This window comes from Rummeliibacillus sp. SL167, from assembly GCF_007896505.1.
Classification (GTDB): domain Bacteria; phylum Bacillota; class Bacilli; order Bacillales_A; family Planococcaceae; genus Rummeliibacillus; species Rummeliibacillus suwonensis.
In genome coordinates this window covers 1,520,867-1,538,728 of sequence record NZ_VCBM01000001.1, presented here as the reverse complement: position 1 = coordinate 1,538,728, position 17,862 = coordinate 1,520,867, and the positions used below count along the sequence as shown (strand labels likewise).

The window sequence follows — 17,862 nt, the reverse complement described above, 5'->3', positions numbered from 1 at the left end:
CAGTATCTCAACGGAACTGTACCTCAATTTTTAATACTTGAACAAAAGAATCTGCCTTGATCTTATTAGACAGGGACGGAAGAAAACGATTCAATGTGAGACTACACTACCCTTCTGTCCATTTTTAGATAGAAGGGTTTTTTGTTTTCTTCCTCTAAAAAAAGGAGGAGCAAGGATGAAAAGCACAGCTGAATTTTTAAAGATGAAAGAACGTCATGAAAAAATTGTGATGTTGACCGCTTATGATTATCCTTCCGCGATGCTTGCTGAAAACGCTGACATCGATATGATTTTAGTTGGAGATTCACTAGGAATGGTCGTTCTTGGTTATGATTCCACAGTTAACGTGACGTTGGAAGATATGATTCATCATGGAAAAGCGACAAGAAGAGGCGCAAAAGATACCTTTGTCGTCATTGATATGCCATTTGGAAGTTATCATGGTGATGTAGGGGACACGTTAAAAAATGCAGTACGGTTATTCCAAGAAACAGGGGCCAACGCTTTAAAACTAGAAGGTGCTGGACATATAATCGAAGCGATTAAAACACTAATTTCAGCAGGTATTCCCATTGTAGGGCATTTAGGCTTACAGCCACAATCCGCTGCTGTATTAGGTGGATATAAGGTGCAAGGAAAAACAACGGAAGCAGCTGAAAAGTTGATCAATGATGCTTTGGCACTACAAGAAGCAGGTGTTTGCGCTATTGTATTAGAATGTGTGCCACATCAATTGGCGGGTATTGTAGCTGCAAAACTAACGATTCCTATTATTGGCATTGGAGCTGGTCAAGAGGTAGATGGACAAGTATTAGTATTCCATGACACCTTGTCTTATGGAAGTCATCATGTTCCTAAATTCGTTCAGACTTTCGCAGATATTGGAAAGAAAGCAACACAAGGGATAGCCGCTTATAGAGATGCTGTTAAGCAAGGAAAATTCCCAGCGCCGGAACATCAATTTTCAATGTCAGAAGAAACACTTAGCCAGCTATATGGAGGTATTAAAAGATGAAGGTCGTTACAACAATCGATGAATTACAACAAGAGCTTGAAAAGTATAGAACCGCCAAGAAGAAAATTGCATTAGTACCAACAATGGGCTATTTGCATGATGGACATTTAACCCTAGCTAAGACAGCTAGAAAAGATAATGATATTGTTGTAATGAGTGACTTTGTCAATCCAACACAGTTTGGGCCAAATGAAGACTATGAAAGTTATCCAAGAGATTTAAAACACGATGAAAAAATCGCAACTGAAGCAGGGGTCGATTATTTATTTGTTCCATCAGTAGAAGAAATGTACCCAACAGATGGAGGTATTCGCTTTGAAGCAGGACCTGCGTCTAAAATTCTTTGCGGAGCATCCAGACCTATTCATTTTAATGGTGTTTTACAAGTCGTATCGAAGCTATTCCACATCGTTCAACCAACCCATGCTTATTTTGGGCAAAAGGATGCGCAACAATTAGCGTTGATTAAGATGATGGTTAGAGATTTTAATTTCCCGTTAACGATTTGTAGCGTGCCGATTGTGCGTGAGGAAGATGGTCTTGCCAAAAGTTCTCGCAATGTTTTTTTAACAGCAGAAGAAAGAAAACAAGCACCCACTATACAAAAAGCTTTGCAACAAGCACAGAAAGAATTTTTGCAATCCCATGACAAAGACAAGGCTATTCAAATCGCCAAAACCATGATCGAAAGTGAGACATCAGGGAAGATCGATTATTTAGAATTACGTAGCTACCCTGATTTACAAGAGATTCATCCTGAAACGCGACACTTTTTACTTGCCACAGCTGTTTATTTTTCAAATGTACGATTAATAGATAATATTCTTTTTTAATTGAGGAGATTAACGAAATGCTAAAAATGATGATGACTTCAAAAATCCACTGTGCTACTGTAACGCAAGCTGATTTAAACTATGTTGGGAGTATTACTATCGATGCAGACTTACTAGATACAGTAGGAATGCTGCCTAACGAAAAAGTTCAAATTGTCAACAATAACAATGGTGCACGTTTTGAAACATACACAATTCCTGGAAAGCGAGGATCAGGTGTTATTTGCTTAAATGGAGCAGCCGCAAGATTAGTGCAACCGGGAGATATTGTAATCATTATTGGCTATGGTTACATGACAGTAGAAGAAGCTGCACAGCACAAACCTGTTGTTGCTATATTAGATGATAACAATAAAGTAAAGCAATTAATACATGATGAACCAGAGGCAACCATCATAAAGTAAAACGAACACACAATGGGGAGTGTTTTTTGCTCGATGGTGTGTTGGTAGAACTTTCGGGTAGTCCACAGTTCTATTTTTGGAAATCTACGGAAGTGCGAATGATGTATTTACGTGGGATAAAATAATATTGTAATAGGCTGTTTAATGAATGAAAAAATCATTCATTGAACAGTCTTTATTTTTAAGCATGAAGCTTGCTGTTCATTGCAGAAAATATTTTCAATGTCTTGCTGTTCATTCACAGCTATTCCTCTCGAAATATGATAAAATCATCCATATACCATGAACGGAAAGTTGTGAAGAATAAATGGAAAGTCAAACTTACGCCATTGTCGATTTAGAAACAACGGGTCATTCCTCACAACAAGGAGACCGCATCATTCAAATCGCCATCGTTTTGATGAAAGATTGGAAGGTCGTATCAACGTATACCTCTTTTGTAAATCCAGGAAAGAAAATTCCTTATTTCATACAAGATTTAACACATATTTCAGATAAAGATGTTGAAGAGGCGCCTTCTTTTGAAGAGCAGGCAGAGCAGATTTATGAAATTCTACAAGATAAGGTATTTGTTGCACATAATACAGATTTTGACTTGCCATTTTTACAAGCGGAATTTAAACGAGTAGGTTTACCCAAATGGTTTGGAAAGTATATGGATACTGTAGAACTATCGAAAATTCTTTTTCCAACTGCCTATAGTTTTAAGCTACAAGATATTACGATGGAATTAGGCATTCAACTGACACATGCTCACCGCGCTGATGATGATGCATTAGCAACAGCTTATTTATTAAAAACTTGTTGGGAAAAACTTTTAGCTCTACCTCTTGTGACAACTGAACAACTCCACAAGAGATCGTTTCGATTAAAATCAAATTTATCTCAACTATTTTTAGAGGCTATTCATATAAAAAGAAAGCTTTCAAACGATTTACAAAATCATATTTATTATCGGGATGTTGCTTTAAAACAGCCTATGAGAATCAAAAAAGCGGATAGAGAAGAGCTTCATTATCCATCTTCTTTCAAGGAAAAGGAAAAGCTTTTTGAAGCAGCATTCGATTCTTTTGAAGTACGTCCAGATCAATTTAAAATGATGGATATAGTCTGGCAGGCACTTGTGACAAAGCAAGAAATTATGACAGAAGCATCAACAGGGATTGGGAAGACGCTAGCATATCTTATCCCTTCGATCATATTTGCCAAAAAGAATACTTGTACTGTCGGGATTAGTTCCTATACATCACATCTGTTGGATCAAATTTTATTCGAAGAATTGCCGAAAGCAAAAGCCATTTTGAAAACGGATGTTTCTACAGCGCTTGTAAAGGGTATGGAACATTATGTTGATATGGATCGGTTTTGTGATCTTTTGCAGGTAAAGAATGATTCTTACGATGAGAATTTCATGAAGATGCAACTGCTTGTTTGGTTACAGGAAACCCAAACAGGAGATCTAGGGGAAATCACTGTATCCGGTGGCGGACAGCATTTTATCGATAAAATACGACGAACAGAAACAACATCTGATACGCGTCATAAAGGTGCCTATGATTTTTATATCCAAGCACTTACGAATTGTCAAAATGCCGATTTAGTGATTACTAATCATGCTATGGTATTGGCTGACTTAGGTAGAAAAGAACCGATTTTAGAAAATATAAGTGGTTGGATTTTAGATGAAGGGCATCAGTTTATACAGGCAGCTACTATAAGAGATGAGAAAATTTTTTCATATACTCAATGGAAATATCTATTTGGGCAGATAGAATCAACTGAAACACATACAATAGAGCATCCTTTTTATATGGGGATGAAACGACAAGATAAGATCCCTCGTCGGCAGTTGACAACCTTGGAATCACTGTTTGGAGAGATAACCACTCTTTTTGATAATGAGATTAACTTTTTTATAGGTCAATTGCCGTTGCGCAGGACTAAAACACATCAACATAAATTTAGTTTTTTACGATCATCTATCCCATTAGACCCTTCTTTTGGAAGAGAGTTTAGTCATAAATTAACCCAATGGATTCAACTTGCAGAATCAGTTACAGCGACTTACTTGCGTTACCCTGATGAACTATCGAAAAAACAACAGGCGAATCTGGCGGATTGGCAATTTCAGCTTGGTGAGCTTAAAATAAGACTTGCAGAATGGAATGCTCTTTTTTTACAGTATCAGGAAGAAGATACATCTTGGATTGAAATAGACACAAGAAGTATGCCAGGAAGTCTCCATTTGTTTAAAAGACCAGTGCGAGTTGAAAAAGAAATTACAAAGGTTCTGCAATCATTTCGTCATCAATCGGGGATCATATGGACTTCTGGTACATTGACCGTTCCGAATGATGAACGTTTTATCGCACAGCAATTAGGGCTCTCAAAAAATGTTCCTTTGTATCAATTTCAAGCACCTAAGTCTTATTATGACGGTGCGAGTGTCTATATAGTGGAAGACATGCCAGATATAAAAACAGTATCGCAAACAGCTTATATAGAAGCTGTCGCAGATGCTATCGTTCAAACGGTATTAGCAACTCAAGGAAGATGTTTTGTATTGTTTACGGCTCAGGATATGCTTCGAAAAACAGTAGAGCTTATCCAAGAAACAGGAACATTGGACGATTATATGTTATTTGCACAAGGAATGTCTTCGGGTAGTCGTATGCGCCTGTTAAAGATGTTCCAACGCTTTGAACACTCTGTTTTATTTGGAACGAATAGCTTTTGGGAAGGGGTGGATGTACCTGGAGATGCTCTATCTGCAGTGATTGTTGTACGTTTACCATTTTCTTCACCCGAAGAACCATTTTTTAAGGCAAAAGCAGAAAGACTGGCAAGCAAAGGGATGAATACGTTCTATAAATTATCTTTACCAGAAGCCATTTTACGCTTTAGACAAGGTTTTGGCAGATTGATACGATCATCACATGATAAAGGTGTTTTTATCGTACTTGATCGTCGGATTGATACAAAATCATATGGACAAGAATTTATGAAAGCATTACCAGATATACCAATCAAAAAAGTATCACTTGAACACATGGTCTTCGAATTAGAAGATTGGTATAATCATTAAAGTGAAGTCGAGTCGAAATGATCAACAGGTGTTGGACGTGGCTCTTTATCGAAAGTGACAAGATCCTGGCTAACGCAACTGGATAAAGTGAAAGAGAGATTAGTTCGAAAAGACCATACCCATGAAGGATGATAGCTAAAGCTATGCTATCTTGTTATAAAGATAATCTCCTTCATATCATGTGATTTCTCGATATAAAGGATAAATAAAATATAAGGTGATATAATGAAAAATTGGATTAAGTTCTTCTCTATCTTTTTACCAATACTAGCTCTATCATTAGTTGTTATAGTTGGATGGAAATCATATGCACCGTTTCACAATTCAGAAAAAACGGCCAAAGCAGCGGTGTTACATAATCAACAACTAAGTAAAGTGACAGATACTTATGTATATCAAAGTAAAAAAACATATGTAACGGTAATTGGAAAAGATAGCAATGGAAAGAAGAAGGCTATTTTTATGCCGCAAAATAATCGTGAAGAGAAACCAACAGAAGTCTTTTTAAAGGATGGCATTTCTAAAAAAGAAGCCATTGCAGAAGCAGCTAAAAAAGGTGATGTGAAGGAAATTCTACACACTAGGCTTGGAGTAGAAAAACCAGGCGTTGTATGGGAAATAACCTATTTGAATAAACAAGATAAACTGAATTATGTATATATCATGTTTGAAAACGGTCAATGGTGGAAGCGTATTTTAAATTTATAAGATTTGCCCATATGCCTGTGTCCCTGTTGAATCAAACATCCAAATCATTTCACACGAAAATTAGACAAAACTTGTATATAATAAAGGTAAGTGATTCTCATTGTATATAGAATGATGTTGCTACAAGGATTTCGCATGGACGTCTTTATCTTGCAAGCCTCAAGGTGAAAACTAGGAGGACAAGTGGTAGTCTTTTGCCTACCTATAAAGCCCGATTGGTTGAATGAACATGCGGTAGGAGAGTAAAAACTACTGTGTGAAGTTTCCCTTATAGGACTCGCTGAAACTTAAGATACCATTGTAACCAAAAAAGAAACATAAAAGTGACTTTTTTAAAAGCATCAAATTTGATCAATTGTAAAGATTGATACTCTCTTATGTTGATTTTATAAAGGCAGTATAGAATCTCATTGCGAAAAACTCGAATACACATTATTAGGAATTAGGAATATTTCCTAATGAATGTTTGAAATACTGGAGGTTAACATGAACAAAATTACAATTCAAGACATGCCTAAACATGTCGGTGAAACTGTAAAAATAGGCGCTTGGCTTGCGAACAAACGCTCAAGTGGTAAAATCGCATTTTTACAATTACGTGATGGAACAGGATTCGTACAAGGTGTAGTCGTAAAAGCAAATGTTTCTGAAGAAATTTTTGCTTTGGCAAAATCAATTCATCAAGAAACTTCACTTTATATTATCGGTGAAGTAACGGAAGATACTCGTTCATCATTCGGTTATGAACTACAAGTAAAAGAAATTGAAGTGATTGCTGAATCTCATGATTATCCAATTACACCAAAAGAGCATGGTGTAGAATTTTTAATGGATCATCGTCATTTATGGTTACGTTCTAAAAAACAACATGCGAATATGAAAATTCGTAATGAAATTATTCGCGCTACCTATGAATTTTTCAATAATCATGGATTTACAAAAGTCGATCCCCCCATCCTAACGGGCTCGGCTCCTGAAGGAACATCTGAATTATTCCATACAAAATACTTCGATCAAGATGCTTATCTTTCTCAATCAGGTCAGTTGTATATGGAAGCGGCAGCGATGGCATTTGGAAAAGTATTTTCATTTGGTCCGACATTCCGTGCTGAAAAATCTAAAACTCGCCGTCATTTAATCGAGTTCTGGATGATTGAACCGGAGATGGCTTTCGTTGAACATGATGAATCTCTTAAAATTCAAGAGCAATATGTTTCCTATATTGTTCAGTCTGTACTTAACAACTGTAAACTGGAATTAGAAAGATTAGGTCGTGACATCTCTAAACTTGAAAAAGTACAAGTTCCATTCCCACGTATTTCTTATGATGATGCCATCGAGTTATTGCATGAAAAAGGTTTTGATGATATCAAGTGGGGAGAAGATTTCGGGGCTCCACATGAAACGGCTATTGCCGAACATTTTGACAAACCAGTATTTATCACATGTTATCCAGTAGGGATCAAACCATTTTATATGCAACCACACCCTGACCGTGATGATGTCGTCCTATGTGCAGACTTAATCGCACCAGAAGGCTACGGGGAAATTATCGGTGGTTCTGAACGTATATGGGATTATGATTTATTAAAACAACGTATTGCAGAATATGGATTGGATGAAGAAGCTTATGCATGGTATTTAGATTTACGTAAATATGGTTCGGTACCGCATTCAGGCTTCGGTTTAGGACTAGAACGTACAGTTGCTTGGATTACAGGTGCCGAACACGTTCGAGAAACGATTCCATTCCCACGTTTGCTCAATCGTATTTATCCATAATCCTACAATCTTGATGCACTATATAGCTTTCAAAAAGATGACAAATGGCAAGAAGGAACGCTTAGGTGATTCTTCTTGTTCAATTTATAAATAAAAGAGGAGTTCGATGGTAATATGAATGAAACAGAGCGGCTCCAAACTTGGCTTGAGCGGGGAAGTGTCAGTATTTCTCAGCTTTTTTTTCAGTTTTATAAAGAGTTACAAATCTCAGATGCGGAAGCTATGCTAATTATGCATTTGAACGCATTTCATGAGGAGGGAAATGAATTTCCCACGCCTGCTAATATTGCGCAACGTATGAGTATGACAGAAAATATGATTTCTACAAATATGCAAAGGCTTATGCAAAAAGGATTTATGGAAATTCATCAAAAATTGGATGATAAAGGCGTTCTATATGAAGTTATCAGTTTACTGCCATTATGGAATAGACTTCTTGATTGTGTTCTTGTCAAAAAAGAGAATGATAAAAAAGAAATGGAAAAAATAAAAGAAGGACAATTATTCCAATTATTTGAACAAGAATTCGGCCGTTTTTTATCACCTATGGAAACCGAAATGATTTCCATGTGGCTTGACCAAGATGGACATACTCCTGAAGTTATTCGTAGAGCGTTAAAGGAAGCTGTTTTATCGCAAAAGTTGAGTCTTCGTTACATTGACCGTATTTTATTTGAATGGAAAAAAAATAATGTCAAAACGCCAGAAGACGCGGAAAAATTGAGTCATAACTTCCGAAAAAATATTATCCCAAAAAATACGGATCATCAGCCTATGAAAAAAGAGACTGATCAAAGTTCTCCGACAAGTAATGTCCCTTTTTATAACTGGTTAGATCGTCATAAGTGAAAGGGGGATTCGACATGCTAACTATCAAGCAATGGCAATATTGTTTGGAAAAAATGGAAGAAATGTTCCCAGATGCACATTGTGAGCTTGTACATGATAATCCATTTGAATTAACGATTGCTACTTTGCTTTCAGCACAATGCACAGATGTATTAGTCAACAAGGTAACTGCTACATTATTTAAAAAATATAAGAAGCCAGAGGATTATTTAGCGGTTCCGCTAGAAGAATTAGAACAAGATATACGCTCAATCGGATTGTATAGGGGCAAAGCCAAAAATATTCAAAAGCTTTGTCAACGTTTACTAGATGAATATAATGGGGTTATTCCAGATTCACGTGAGGAACTAGTAACTTTACCTGGTGTAGGGCGTAAAACCGCCAATGTCGTATTGTCTGTTGCGTTTGGACAACCTGCGTTAGCGGTCGATACACATGTAGAACGGGTGACGAAGCGATTAGGACTCTGTAAATGGAAAGATAGTGTTTTGGAAGTAGAACAAACTGTTATGAGAAAGACACCAAAAGAAAAATGGGCAAAAACACATCATCAACTTATATTCTTTGGACGTTATCATTGCAAGGCACAAAATCCTAATTGCAAAGAATGTTCCTTATTTGACTTATGCAGGGAAGGCCAAAAAAGGGCAAAGAAGGGTCTTGTAAACAGATGATCGCATGCAAGAAAGAAGCCATTACAAAGGAACTTGTAGATGAATGGATGAAGAAATGGGAAATGCTTCGACAAGGTATTCACCAATCACATTCAGTTAGAGATGGCAATGCAAAAGAAATAATGTTAAAAGCGATTCAGCTATATGAATCTTTCGTTTTGGACGCATCGGGTACGCAAGATGTATTATCGGAAAACGAAGAATACGAAATTTTACCAATCAATGCAATGGAAAGATTGTCATTTATTAAATCTCGTCCGGGCCAATACGCATGCTATAGGCAGTTGGATGAATTATTTATCGAAACTAAAAAAAGATGTGCAAGATTGCGCTTAAAACATTAAGGGGTATAAGCCCTTTTCAAAATAAAAACTCTAAAAAGGTATGAATGGTGATTAAACAGCATTCGTACCTTTTTGTTTTTTCTAAATCTATCCAATAAGTTCCTTTAGCAGAAAAAACGTTAGACTTATACAATGAATGAGGCTCTCTAAAGGGCAAGCAATCATCAAACAACTTATAGGACAAAATCTAAAACGTTTTCTGAAAACACGGAGTGATTCGATACACTAAATTCTTGCTCTTTGCCATATTGAAGTGCCACTTTCACTCAGTGTTCCATCACAATTATTATGAACGGATTAAGGTATAACAGGTTAGAGCAAATGATTAAAAAGGGCTGACAACAAAAGGTTGCTATCCCTTTTTGTCGTCAGCCCAAATCATCTTAAAACGATGATTATTGTTGATTAATTGTCTGATCGGGTGTGCTATTTTTATTCACGCTATTGAGATTCGCCTTATTTCTTCGGTTCGCATTTCCCGTATTGGATTGATTATTTTGTTGATTTGTATCCGGATTGTTTTCTGTTTGTTGATCTGTTTGGTCATTTTGATCATTCTGATTTGTATTCGTATTATCTTGGTTATCTCCTTCAGACGGTGTATTTGGCGTTTCCGTCTCATCAGGGTTTGTCGGCGTTTCCGTCTGATCTGGATCTGTTACATCAGGTTTGGGTTCCGAAGCTTGTATTTGAATAGACGTTGTTGCAGCGCTACTCGTCTTGTCGCCAGCAACTGCGACAACAGAGAATACATAAGTTTTGCCATCTTCTGCACCACTATACGTATAAGATTTTGAAGATGTCTCTGTCAAAGCCTGTGAACCTCCGCCATCGACAGATACAGAAACTTTGAAACTAGTAGCTTCTTCGCCGTTTGCCTCGTGTGACCAAGACAAATTGATTGAATTTGAATTAGCATCATACGTTGCTTTTAAACCAGATGGAGCATTTAGTTTCGTATCTTCTTCTTTCGTATCTTCTTTAGTTGTCGGTTCAGCTGGTTGTTGACCCTTCACGTATAGTTCACCGCCAACTCTCACAACGGAATTAGGTTGTTTAAAATCAGGCGTTTGGACATTTGCCGAAATTTGTGACATGACAATTCTAAACAATTGCTGTGGAAGAACTCGTTCTGCACTGGTTGTAATTGGATCTTTATAATTTGTATAACCGCTCCAAACAGCGATTGAATATTTTGATGTGTATCCAGCAAACCATGAATCAGGAACAGAAGTTTCAGGGAGTCCCCATTTACTAAACTCGTCTGAATTATAGTTTGTTGTCCCAGTTTTACCGGCAACATCCAATCCTGCAATTCCTGCGGCTGTACCAGATGCACCATACTTAGAACTTACGACATCTCGCAACATATCTGTCACCATATAAGCTGTATAATCGCTCATTGCTGGTACTGGGTCTGGTGTATATGATTTAGCCGTTTTACCATCACGATAGACGATTTTTTTAATCGCATGTGGTTTAGTGTAGATACCATTATTTCCGAATGCAGCATATGCACCTGCCATTTCAATTGGAGATAGATTGATCTTACCACCACCAATAGCATCTGATTCTGTAACGTTATTTGCATTTACCCCTAGATTTTTAACAAATGCTTTTGCTTTAGCAGCACCAACTTCTCTAAATGTTTTGACAGCAGGAATATTACGTGAATTATATAATGCTTGTCGAATCGTAATAGTCCCTTTATATTGATGATCAAAGTTATTGATTTGTTGATCTGTTCCACTATAAGTTATTGGCTCATCTACAATTGTTTTACCCGTAGACCATTTTAGATTTTCAATAGCAGGACCGTAATCCATTAAAGGTTTCATTGTAGAACCAGGTTGACGTTTTGTAAGAGCCTCTGCATAGTTAAATCCACGTTCTGGGCCATAATCACGTCCACCACCTACCGCAACAATCGCGCCAGTTTCTGTATCGATCACAGACAGACCAGCTTGTATATCCTTTGTCGGGAAGTTTGCATCATTATTCATTGTTTTTTCAACGATTTTTTGAGCGGATGTATCTAATGTTGTATATACATTGACACCATCTTCTAATGCTTTTTCATCGCCATTTTCATCTAATTCTTTTAACACGACATCTATAAATGCATCATATTTTGATGCATTGGCAGTTTGTCTTTTACTTTCAGGTAGAAGACCTTTTTTGACATCAACTTTTTTAGCGGCTTCCATTTGTTCTTTTGTAATTTTTTTATGTTGATACATTAGATCTAAAACAATATTACGACGTTTTTCTGCACGATCTGGATTTTTAAATGGATTATAGGCATTAGGCGCTTGTGGCATACCTGCTAAAAGAGCTTGTTCTGCTAGGGTTAACTCTTTTAAATCTTTTCCATAAAAGAATTTTGCTGCAGTTCCAAAACCATAGATCCGACCAGACATTAACACCTTATTGAAGTACATTTCGAAAATTTCTTCTTTTGAATACTCACGTTCTAATTGTATGGCTAGGTAAGCTTCTTGCGCTTTACGTTTTAATGTTTTGTCATTATTTAAAAAAGAGTTTTTAATCACCTGTTGCGTTAGCGTACTACCACCTTGTGCACCAAAACCAAAACGAAAATTGGCTAATACTGCTCCGCCTAAACGAACAAAGTCGATTCCATGATGTTGGAAGAAACGAGAATCTTCTGTCGCAATAATAGCATCTCGCATACTTGCCGGAATATCTTCATATGCTACATGTTCGCGTTCCTGATCGCCCATTGTGTAAAAAACTTTGCCGTTAGCATCATAAAATTTTGATGATACGGGATCTTTTAATAATTCTTCATCCAATTTAGGAGCCTGTGCTGCATAAAATGCAAAAACAGAAGCACCAATTACAAATATTGCTATACCAATCGCTAAAATAGCGATGATGGTTTTTTTAAGCCAAGAACGGTTTGGTTCCTTGGGGTTTTTTGTTTTTTTCTTCTTTGCATGTTTTTTTCTTCGTTGCTGTTCTTCTAGTTGCTTTCGTTGTTTTCGAGAATTTATTTGTTGATCCACAACATTCTCCTCACTTTCTCATAACTACGATCAAGTTATGGTAGCAATTGTGTGATTGCTTTTAAATAATCTAATCTTGGAAAATAGCTAAGTTGAATTTCTATAGCTTGTTCCTCAAATTCCCCTAGAGGAATTGATTTTCTTCCGCCATTTAGCATACGACTCCATGCTAGTAACAGCATTTCTAAAGGTACTACAAAATAGCGCTCTAAGGAAGAAAAACGCACCAACAAAAAGCAGATGCCTTTTTGTTTTGCTGAAGACTCCATATGGGAGACTTGGTGTGGGTGGACATTTTTCAATGGAAAAGCTGTTTTGCTTTCTGTTTCTTTTGCGTCAAAATCGATGTAGTGACCATTGTAAACACCATTATAGTCGGTTGTTGATGGTGTTCGAAAATATGCTTCGCGTATAACTGCAGCACTTCTTGATGGATATTCTACTTTGACGATTTGTATAGGAACAGGTTTCTTATGAATCACTGCAATATTTCTTTGTAGGTAAAATTCATTTGTTTCGTCTATTTCTTCTTCAAGAGTTTTCCCACGATTACTGTAAGATAAATCTTTCTTTTTGGGAAGTTTCTCATCTGTTTTGGGTACAGGTGTATATTTTTTCCCATTTGGATAGCGAATCGTCATAAAAGCACCTCATCTCACCTCATCTGCCTCTATGATACCATAAACCACGGATGGTAATTGATGAGAAATTCATGAGAAAGAGTTGAAAAATAAAACTATTATCGTCGAATATGCACTTGTTTTGTCCACCTCAAAGGATTTGTTATTTAGATATTGAAAAGTATCAGCAGGAGGCGATGAACATGCAAAAAATAACCAAGCTAATTATTTTAATTGAAATGGTGGATGAACTTATACAAAACAGAGTGAACCATGAAGAGGAAATGTTTAGCAAGACGCTTGAAAAGAATATGACTGATGTTGCAAACCGCCTTGAGTTGATCGAACAGCAAAAAGAATATTTGTTCGCTTTAAAGTAGTGAAAAGATGTCTTTTTTGATACACTATAATAATAGAAACAAGTTGCCCGATTGGTTCGGACGGGCAAGATGTTGATCACTCAGGTGTTGCCACAGGACGTGGCGCTTTTAACCTGAGTTCCCCTAACTCACAGTGAGGGATGGAGAAAATCTCCACTGAGAGAAGTTTTATTTGGAGGTGTGTACAATGCTGCAAGCATTAACAGAGGAATTATTAGATGAATGCAAAGAATGTTGGCAACGATTTTTAAAAATGAGAGAAACCAACACATCTCCAGATTTTTTTGCCGATGTAAAGCCACATGCTAATTTATACCATGAAAAACTGTTAGCTTGGAAAAGTGAAGTGGATATTTGGATTGATCAAGAAAAACCAAAATATATACATAAAATCCAAATTCAAAATGCTGTAGATGCAATGGATCAATTGATCGTGCAATCCTTTTATCAGAAAACAAGTAAAAAACGATTATATCAATCGATTCAATCTGTTACATATACTTTAGAAAATTTGCAACGTATTTTACAAAAGGATGATTCAGATGATCAGTAAAAAGAAAACCATCGAAGAAATACTAGAAGAATGGCAAGCCAATCCAGAAATGCAAGACCGGATTAAATACGTTCATACACTACCTGCTAAAGAGGCAAAATTAGTTGATTTTCCTGCCAGACTGCATCCTTCTCTTAAAAAAGCTTTACAAAAGAGAGGGATTTATCAACTATACTCCCATCAGAGAGAAGCGTTTGAATATGCGATGAATGGTCAGTCTTTTACTGCGGTCACACCTACTGCATCAGGTAAATCACTATGCTATCATTTGCCCGTTTTACAGGCAATTTTGGAGAACAGAGCATCAAGAGCATTATATTTGTTTCCAACCAAGGCACTGGCTCAAGATCAAAAAAGTGATTTAAATAAGTTGATCGAAGAGAGTGGTGAAGAAATTTTAAGCTATACATATGATGGGGATACTGCACCTGGGATCCGACAAAAGGTTCGTAAAGCGGGGCATATAGTGATGACGAACCCGGATATGCTGCATTCAGGAATATTGCCACATCACACAAAATGGGTTTCACTATTTGAAAATTTACAGTATATTGTCATAGATGAATTGCATACATATAAAGGGGTATTTGGTTCACATGTGGCACATGTACTTAGACGCCTTTTAAGAATATGTCATTTTTATGGAAGCCATCCTGTTTTTATCTGTACATCGGCTACGATAAAAAACCCAAAAGAATTGGCAGAAGATCTAACCAATACAGAGCACCAATTAATCGCTCAAAATGGCGCACCAACTGGAAAGAAAACATTTTTGTTTTACAATCCACCAATAATCCACCCGACTTTTGGCGTGAGAAGAAGTGCCATATTAGAAGTACGCGATTTGGCAAGAGAATTATATAATTCGAGAATCCAAACAATTATTTTTGCTAAAAGCAGAGTAAGAGTAGAAATGCTTGTCACTTATATGAAGTCCTTGACAGTGAAGAAAATTCAGGATGAAACAATTCGTGGGTATCGTGGAGGATATTTACCGTCTGAACGGCGTGCCATTGAAAAAGGTTTAAGAGACGGTACCATACAATGCGTCGTTTCGACCAATGCATTAGAATTAGGTGTAGATATTGGACAATTACAAGCATGTATCATGACAGGGTATCCAGGTAATATTGCGAGCGCATGGCAACAGGCAGGACGAGCTGGTAGAAGACAGGATGATGCTCTAGTCATTTATGTTGCACAATCTACTGCGTTAGATCAATATATTATTAAGCATCCACAATATCTTTTTGAAAGTTCACCTGAAGAAGCAAGAGTGTATCCGGAGAATATGTTAATTCTAATGGATCATTTAAAATGCGCCGCTTTTGAATTACCATTCACAACAGATGATACGTATGGCGAATTTGACATACAAGATTTGTTAGAATATTTACAAGAAGAAGGTGTACTCATCAAAACCTCTGATAAATGGCATTGGATGAGTGATAGCTTTCCAGCACATGATATAAGTCTTCGGTCGGCTTCTCAAGAAAATGTTGTAATTATTGATCAATCTATTCCCGCTCAAACAAAAGTTATCGGGGAAATGGATCGTTATAGTGCACTAACATTACTTCACGAAGAAGCGATCTATTTACACCAAGGGACTCAGTTTCAAGTTGAAAAGCTAGATTGGGAAGAAAAAAAGGCATATGTTCGTGAAGTTGATGTAGATTATTTTACAGATGCAAATTTAGCCGTAGAGCTGAAAGTTATTAGTGAAGATAAAAGTAGGCAAATAGGACATGCAGAAGTCGCATTCGGAGATATTATGACATTAGCAACCGCAACGGTTTTTAAAAAAATCCGCTTTGGAACGCATGATAATATAGGCAGTGGACCTATTCATTTACCACCCGAAGAACTACATACAAGTGGTACTTGGCTGTCTTTTGACCAGCCAGAAAATTGGCAAGAAGATGATTTAACAGGGGCTATGACAGGAGTTGCTTATGCCATGAACAGTTTTATACCATTATTCATTCAAAGTGATCGGAGTGATGTTCATGTTGTGCCACAAGTAAAAGCGGCTCACTCAGAAAAGTCAACCTTTTTTGTATATGACCGCTATCCAGGTGGCATAGGCTTAAGCGAACGTGTTTATGATTTATGGGAGGATCTACTTCAACACGTGTACAATCATGTTGCAAGTTGCCCGTGTCAAAACGGATGCCCTTCATGTATTGGTGCACAAGATTTAAATGGCGAAGGAAAAAGACAAGTTTTAACTTTCTTAAAATCAATATTATTAACAGAGTTGGATGATTAAATGTCATATGAAAATAAAATTCTTCAAATGAAAAAAATGCTTAAAAAAGCGCCTAAAACAGAGCAGCCATCAAAAACAATATTTAAAAAACCTAATGTGCCAATATATGCAGACCAATGGGAAGAAGCTGGGTTGAAAAGGATCGATAACGATTTTGGTGTAGTATTTTTACTGGAAAAGCATTATTCATTTCATTATCAACATGGTAATTTTCAATTGGGCGAACTTTATCATGCATTTCAATTATGGAAGTGTACAGATCAAAAGCATCCGTTAGCGTTAACAGATGATAAGAATTTAGTTTTTTACGATACGGAAACGACCGGATTAAAGGGTGTAGGAACACAGATCTTTTTAAATGGTATTTTAGAAGCCGATCGAGATCATAATAGGTTTGTTTTAAAGCAATATGTATTAGCAGACCCAAGCCATGAAGTGGCCTTTTTATGGGAATCAAAATTGTGGCAAGAACATAAAACAATTGTCACCTATAATGGAAAAAGTTTTGATTGGCCACAATTACAAACACGTTTTACTCTGCATAGAAAAGATTTACCGAAACTACCAGAACAAAAGCAAATTGATTTACTTCATGGTTCCAAAAGGATCTGGAAAAATGATTTATCTCGGATGAAACTATCACAGGTGGAAGAAGAAAAGTTAGGTTTCCATCGAAAGGGTGATATCCCTGGTTATCTTGCTCCTGTCATTTATTTAGATGCTGTAAAAAATGGTGATCCAGAGTCATTACTAAAAGTATTAGAGCATAACGAATATGATCTATTGTCATTAATAACGCTTTATATACAAGCAACCAAATTACTATGTGAAGGTATACAAGAAGAATCCGCCACAACTTATACGAACATTGGAAAATGGTATGGCGATTTATCTGATACTGAAAAAAGCAGAGAACTATTAAAAAATGTGACAAAGCAATATAATAACAGTGAAACAGGTTATGCTTATTATCATTTGGCATTTCAACAAAAGAAACAGCAATCTTTTGAGCAGGCCTATCAGTCGTTTAAAAATGCGATTTCTTTCATTGATGAACGACAGCAAATCATTGCTCTGATTGAATTAGCTAAAATCGATGAACATCGTCATCAAAATTATGAGCAAGCCATTTATTATACTCACCAAGCTTATCAACTGGTAAAAAATAGTGCATTGTGGAAACCTGATTTGAAATCTAAAAAATTAAGAGAAATTGAAAAGAGAAAGATTCGCAATGAAAAAAAACGATTATTTCCGGGGAAATAGCAAGAGGGATTTGCTAAACATTGGAAGAGAGTACGGTAGTTTTATGTG

The 17,862-nt window shown here is 36.6% G+C and carries 15 protein-coding genes; 13 read left to right on the top strand and 2 right to left on the bottom strand.

What is annotated here, in order from left to right; all coding sequences use genetic code 11:
- The first annotated feature begins 175 nt into the window (after positions 1 to 175).
- The 9 genes from panB (at position 176) to FEZ13_RS06835 (ending at position 9,694) form a co-directional block, all read left to right on the top strand.
- Positions 176 to 1,015 carry a 3-methyl-2-oxobutanoate hydroxymethyltransferase gene (panB, locus tag FEZ13_RS06875; RefSeq protein ID WP_146551986.1) on the top strand — a complete coding sequence of 280 codons (840 nt, stop codon included), beginning with the start codon at positions 176 to 178 and terminating at the stop codon, positions 1,013 to 1,015.
- Positions 1,012 to 1,848 carry a pantoate--beta-alanine ligase gene (panC, locus tag FEZ13_RS06870; protein ID WP_146551985.1) on the top strand — a complete coding sequence of 279 codons (837 nt, stop codon included), beginning with the start codon at positions 1,012 to 1,014 and terminating at the stop codon, positions 1,846 to 1,848. Before panB ends, panC begins: the two co-directional genes overlap by 4 nt.
- 17 nt (positions 1,849 to 1,865) lie before the next feature.
- Positions 1,866 to 2,252 (top strand): aspartate 1-decarboxylase, encoded by a 387-nt coding sequence (gene panD, locus FEZ13_RS06865; RefSeq protein ID WP_146551984.1) that lies wholly within the window; start codon positions 1,866 to 1,868, stop codon positions 2,250 to 2,252.
- A gap of 307 nt (positions 2,253 to 2,559) precedes the next feature.
- Complete coding sequence (dinG, locus tag FEZ13_RS06860) at positions 2,560 to 5,337, top strand: ATP-dependent DNA helicase DinG (RefSeq protein WP_146551983.1); 2,778 nt, start codon at positions 2,560 to 2,562, stop codon at positions 5,335 to 5,337.
- A 225-nt stretch (positions 5,338 to 5,562) separates the two neighbouring features.
- The gene (locus FEZ13_RS06855; RefSeq protein WP_146551982.1) at positions 5,563 to 6,045 is read left to right on the top strand and encodes a cell wall elongation regulator TseB-like domain-containing protein; all 483 of its coding nucleotides are present in this window, start codon (positions 5,563 to 5,565) and stop codon (positions 6,043 to 6,045) included.
- Positions 6,046 to 6,531: 486 nt separating this feature from the next.
- Entirely contained in the window at positions 6,532 to 7,827 is a 1,296-nt protein-coding gene (gene asnS / locus FEZ13_RS06850; RefSeq protein WP_146551981.1) for an asparagine--tRNA ligase, read from the top strand.
- Between the two features lie 114 nt (positions 7,828 to 7,941).
- Positions 7,942 to 8,676, top strand: a complete 735-nt coding sequence (locus FEZ13_RS06845) for a DnaD domain-containing protein (RefSeq protein ID WP_146551980.1) — start codon at positions 7,942 to 7,944, stop codon at positions 8,674 to 8,676.
- A gap of 14 nt (positions 8,677 to 8,690) precedes the next feature.
- Positions 8,691 to 9,350 (top strand): endonuclease III, encoded by a 660-nt coding sequence (gene nth, locus FEZ13_RS06840; RefSeq protein WP_146551979.1) that lies wholly within the window; start codon positions 8,691 to 8,693, stop codon positions 9,348 to 9,350.
- The gene (locus FEZ13_RS06835) at positions 9,347 to 9,694 is read left to right on the top strand and encodes a YpoC family protein (protein ID WP_146551978.1); all 348 of its coding nucleotides are present in this window, start codon (positions 9,347 to 9,349) and stop codon (positions 9,692 to 9,694) included. Before nth ends, FEZ13_RS06835 begins: the two co-directional genes overlap by 4 nt.
- Before the next feature lie 395 nt (positions 9,695 to 10,089).
- Here FEZ13_RS06835 and FEZ13_RS06830 read toward each other — a convergent pair whose 3' ends face one another.
- Together FEZ13_RS06830 and recU are read right to left on the bottom strand one after the other, a co-directional pair.
- Positions 10,090 to 12,723, bottom strand: a complete 2,634-nt coding sequence (locus FEZ13_RS06830) for a PBP1A family penicillin-binding protein (RefSeq protein WP_146551977.1) — start codon at positions 12,721 to 12,723, stop codon at positions 10,090 to 10,092.
- A gap of 35 nt (positions 12,724 to 12,758) precedes the next feature.
- Positions 12,759 to 13,364 carry a Holliday junction resolvase RecU gene (gene recU / locus FEZ13_RS06825; protein ID WP_146551976.1) on the bottom strand — a complete coding sequence of 202 codons (606 nt, stop codon included), beginning with the start codon at positions 13,362 to 13,364 and terminating at the stop codon, positions 12,759 to 12,761.
- Positions 13,365 to 13,546: 182 nt separating this feature from the next.
- Between recU and FEZ13_RS19460 the strand changes: the two genes are divergently transcribed.
- From FEZ13_RS19460 to FEZ13_RS06810, 4 genes are all read left to right on the top strand, one after another.
- Positions 13,547 to 13,723, top strand: coding sequence for a hypothetical protein (locus tag FEZ13_RS19460; RefSeq protein ID WP_186725810.1), 177 nt, complete (start codon positions 13,547 to 13,549; stop codon positions 13,721 to 13,723).
- 187 nt (positions 13,724 to 13,910) lie between these two features.
- Positions 13,911 to 14,276, top strand: coding sequence for a YppE family protein (locus FEZ13_RS06820; RefSeq protein WP_146551975.1), 366 nt, complete (start codon positions 13,911 to 13,913; stop codon positions 14,274 to 14,276).
- The gene (locus FEZ13_RS06815) at positions 14,266 to 16,548 is read left to right on the top strand and encodes a DEAD/DEAH box helicase (RefSeq protein WP_146551974.1); all 2,283 of its coding nucleotides are present in this window, start codon (positions 14,266 to 14,268) and stop codon (positions 16,546 to 16,548) included. The genes FEZ13_RS06820 and FEZ13_RS06815 overlap by 11 nt, the downstream gene beginning before the upstream one ends.
- Positions 16,549 to 17,814: a ribonuclease H-like domain-containing protein gene (locus FEZ13_RS06810; RefSeq protein WP_146551973.1), complete on the top strand. Its 1,266-nt coding sequence runs from the start codon at positions 16,549 to 16,551 to the stop codon at positions 17,812 to 17,814.
- The last annotated feature ends 48 nt before the right edge of the window (positions 17,815 to 17,862 follow it).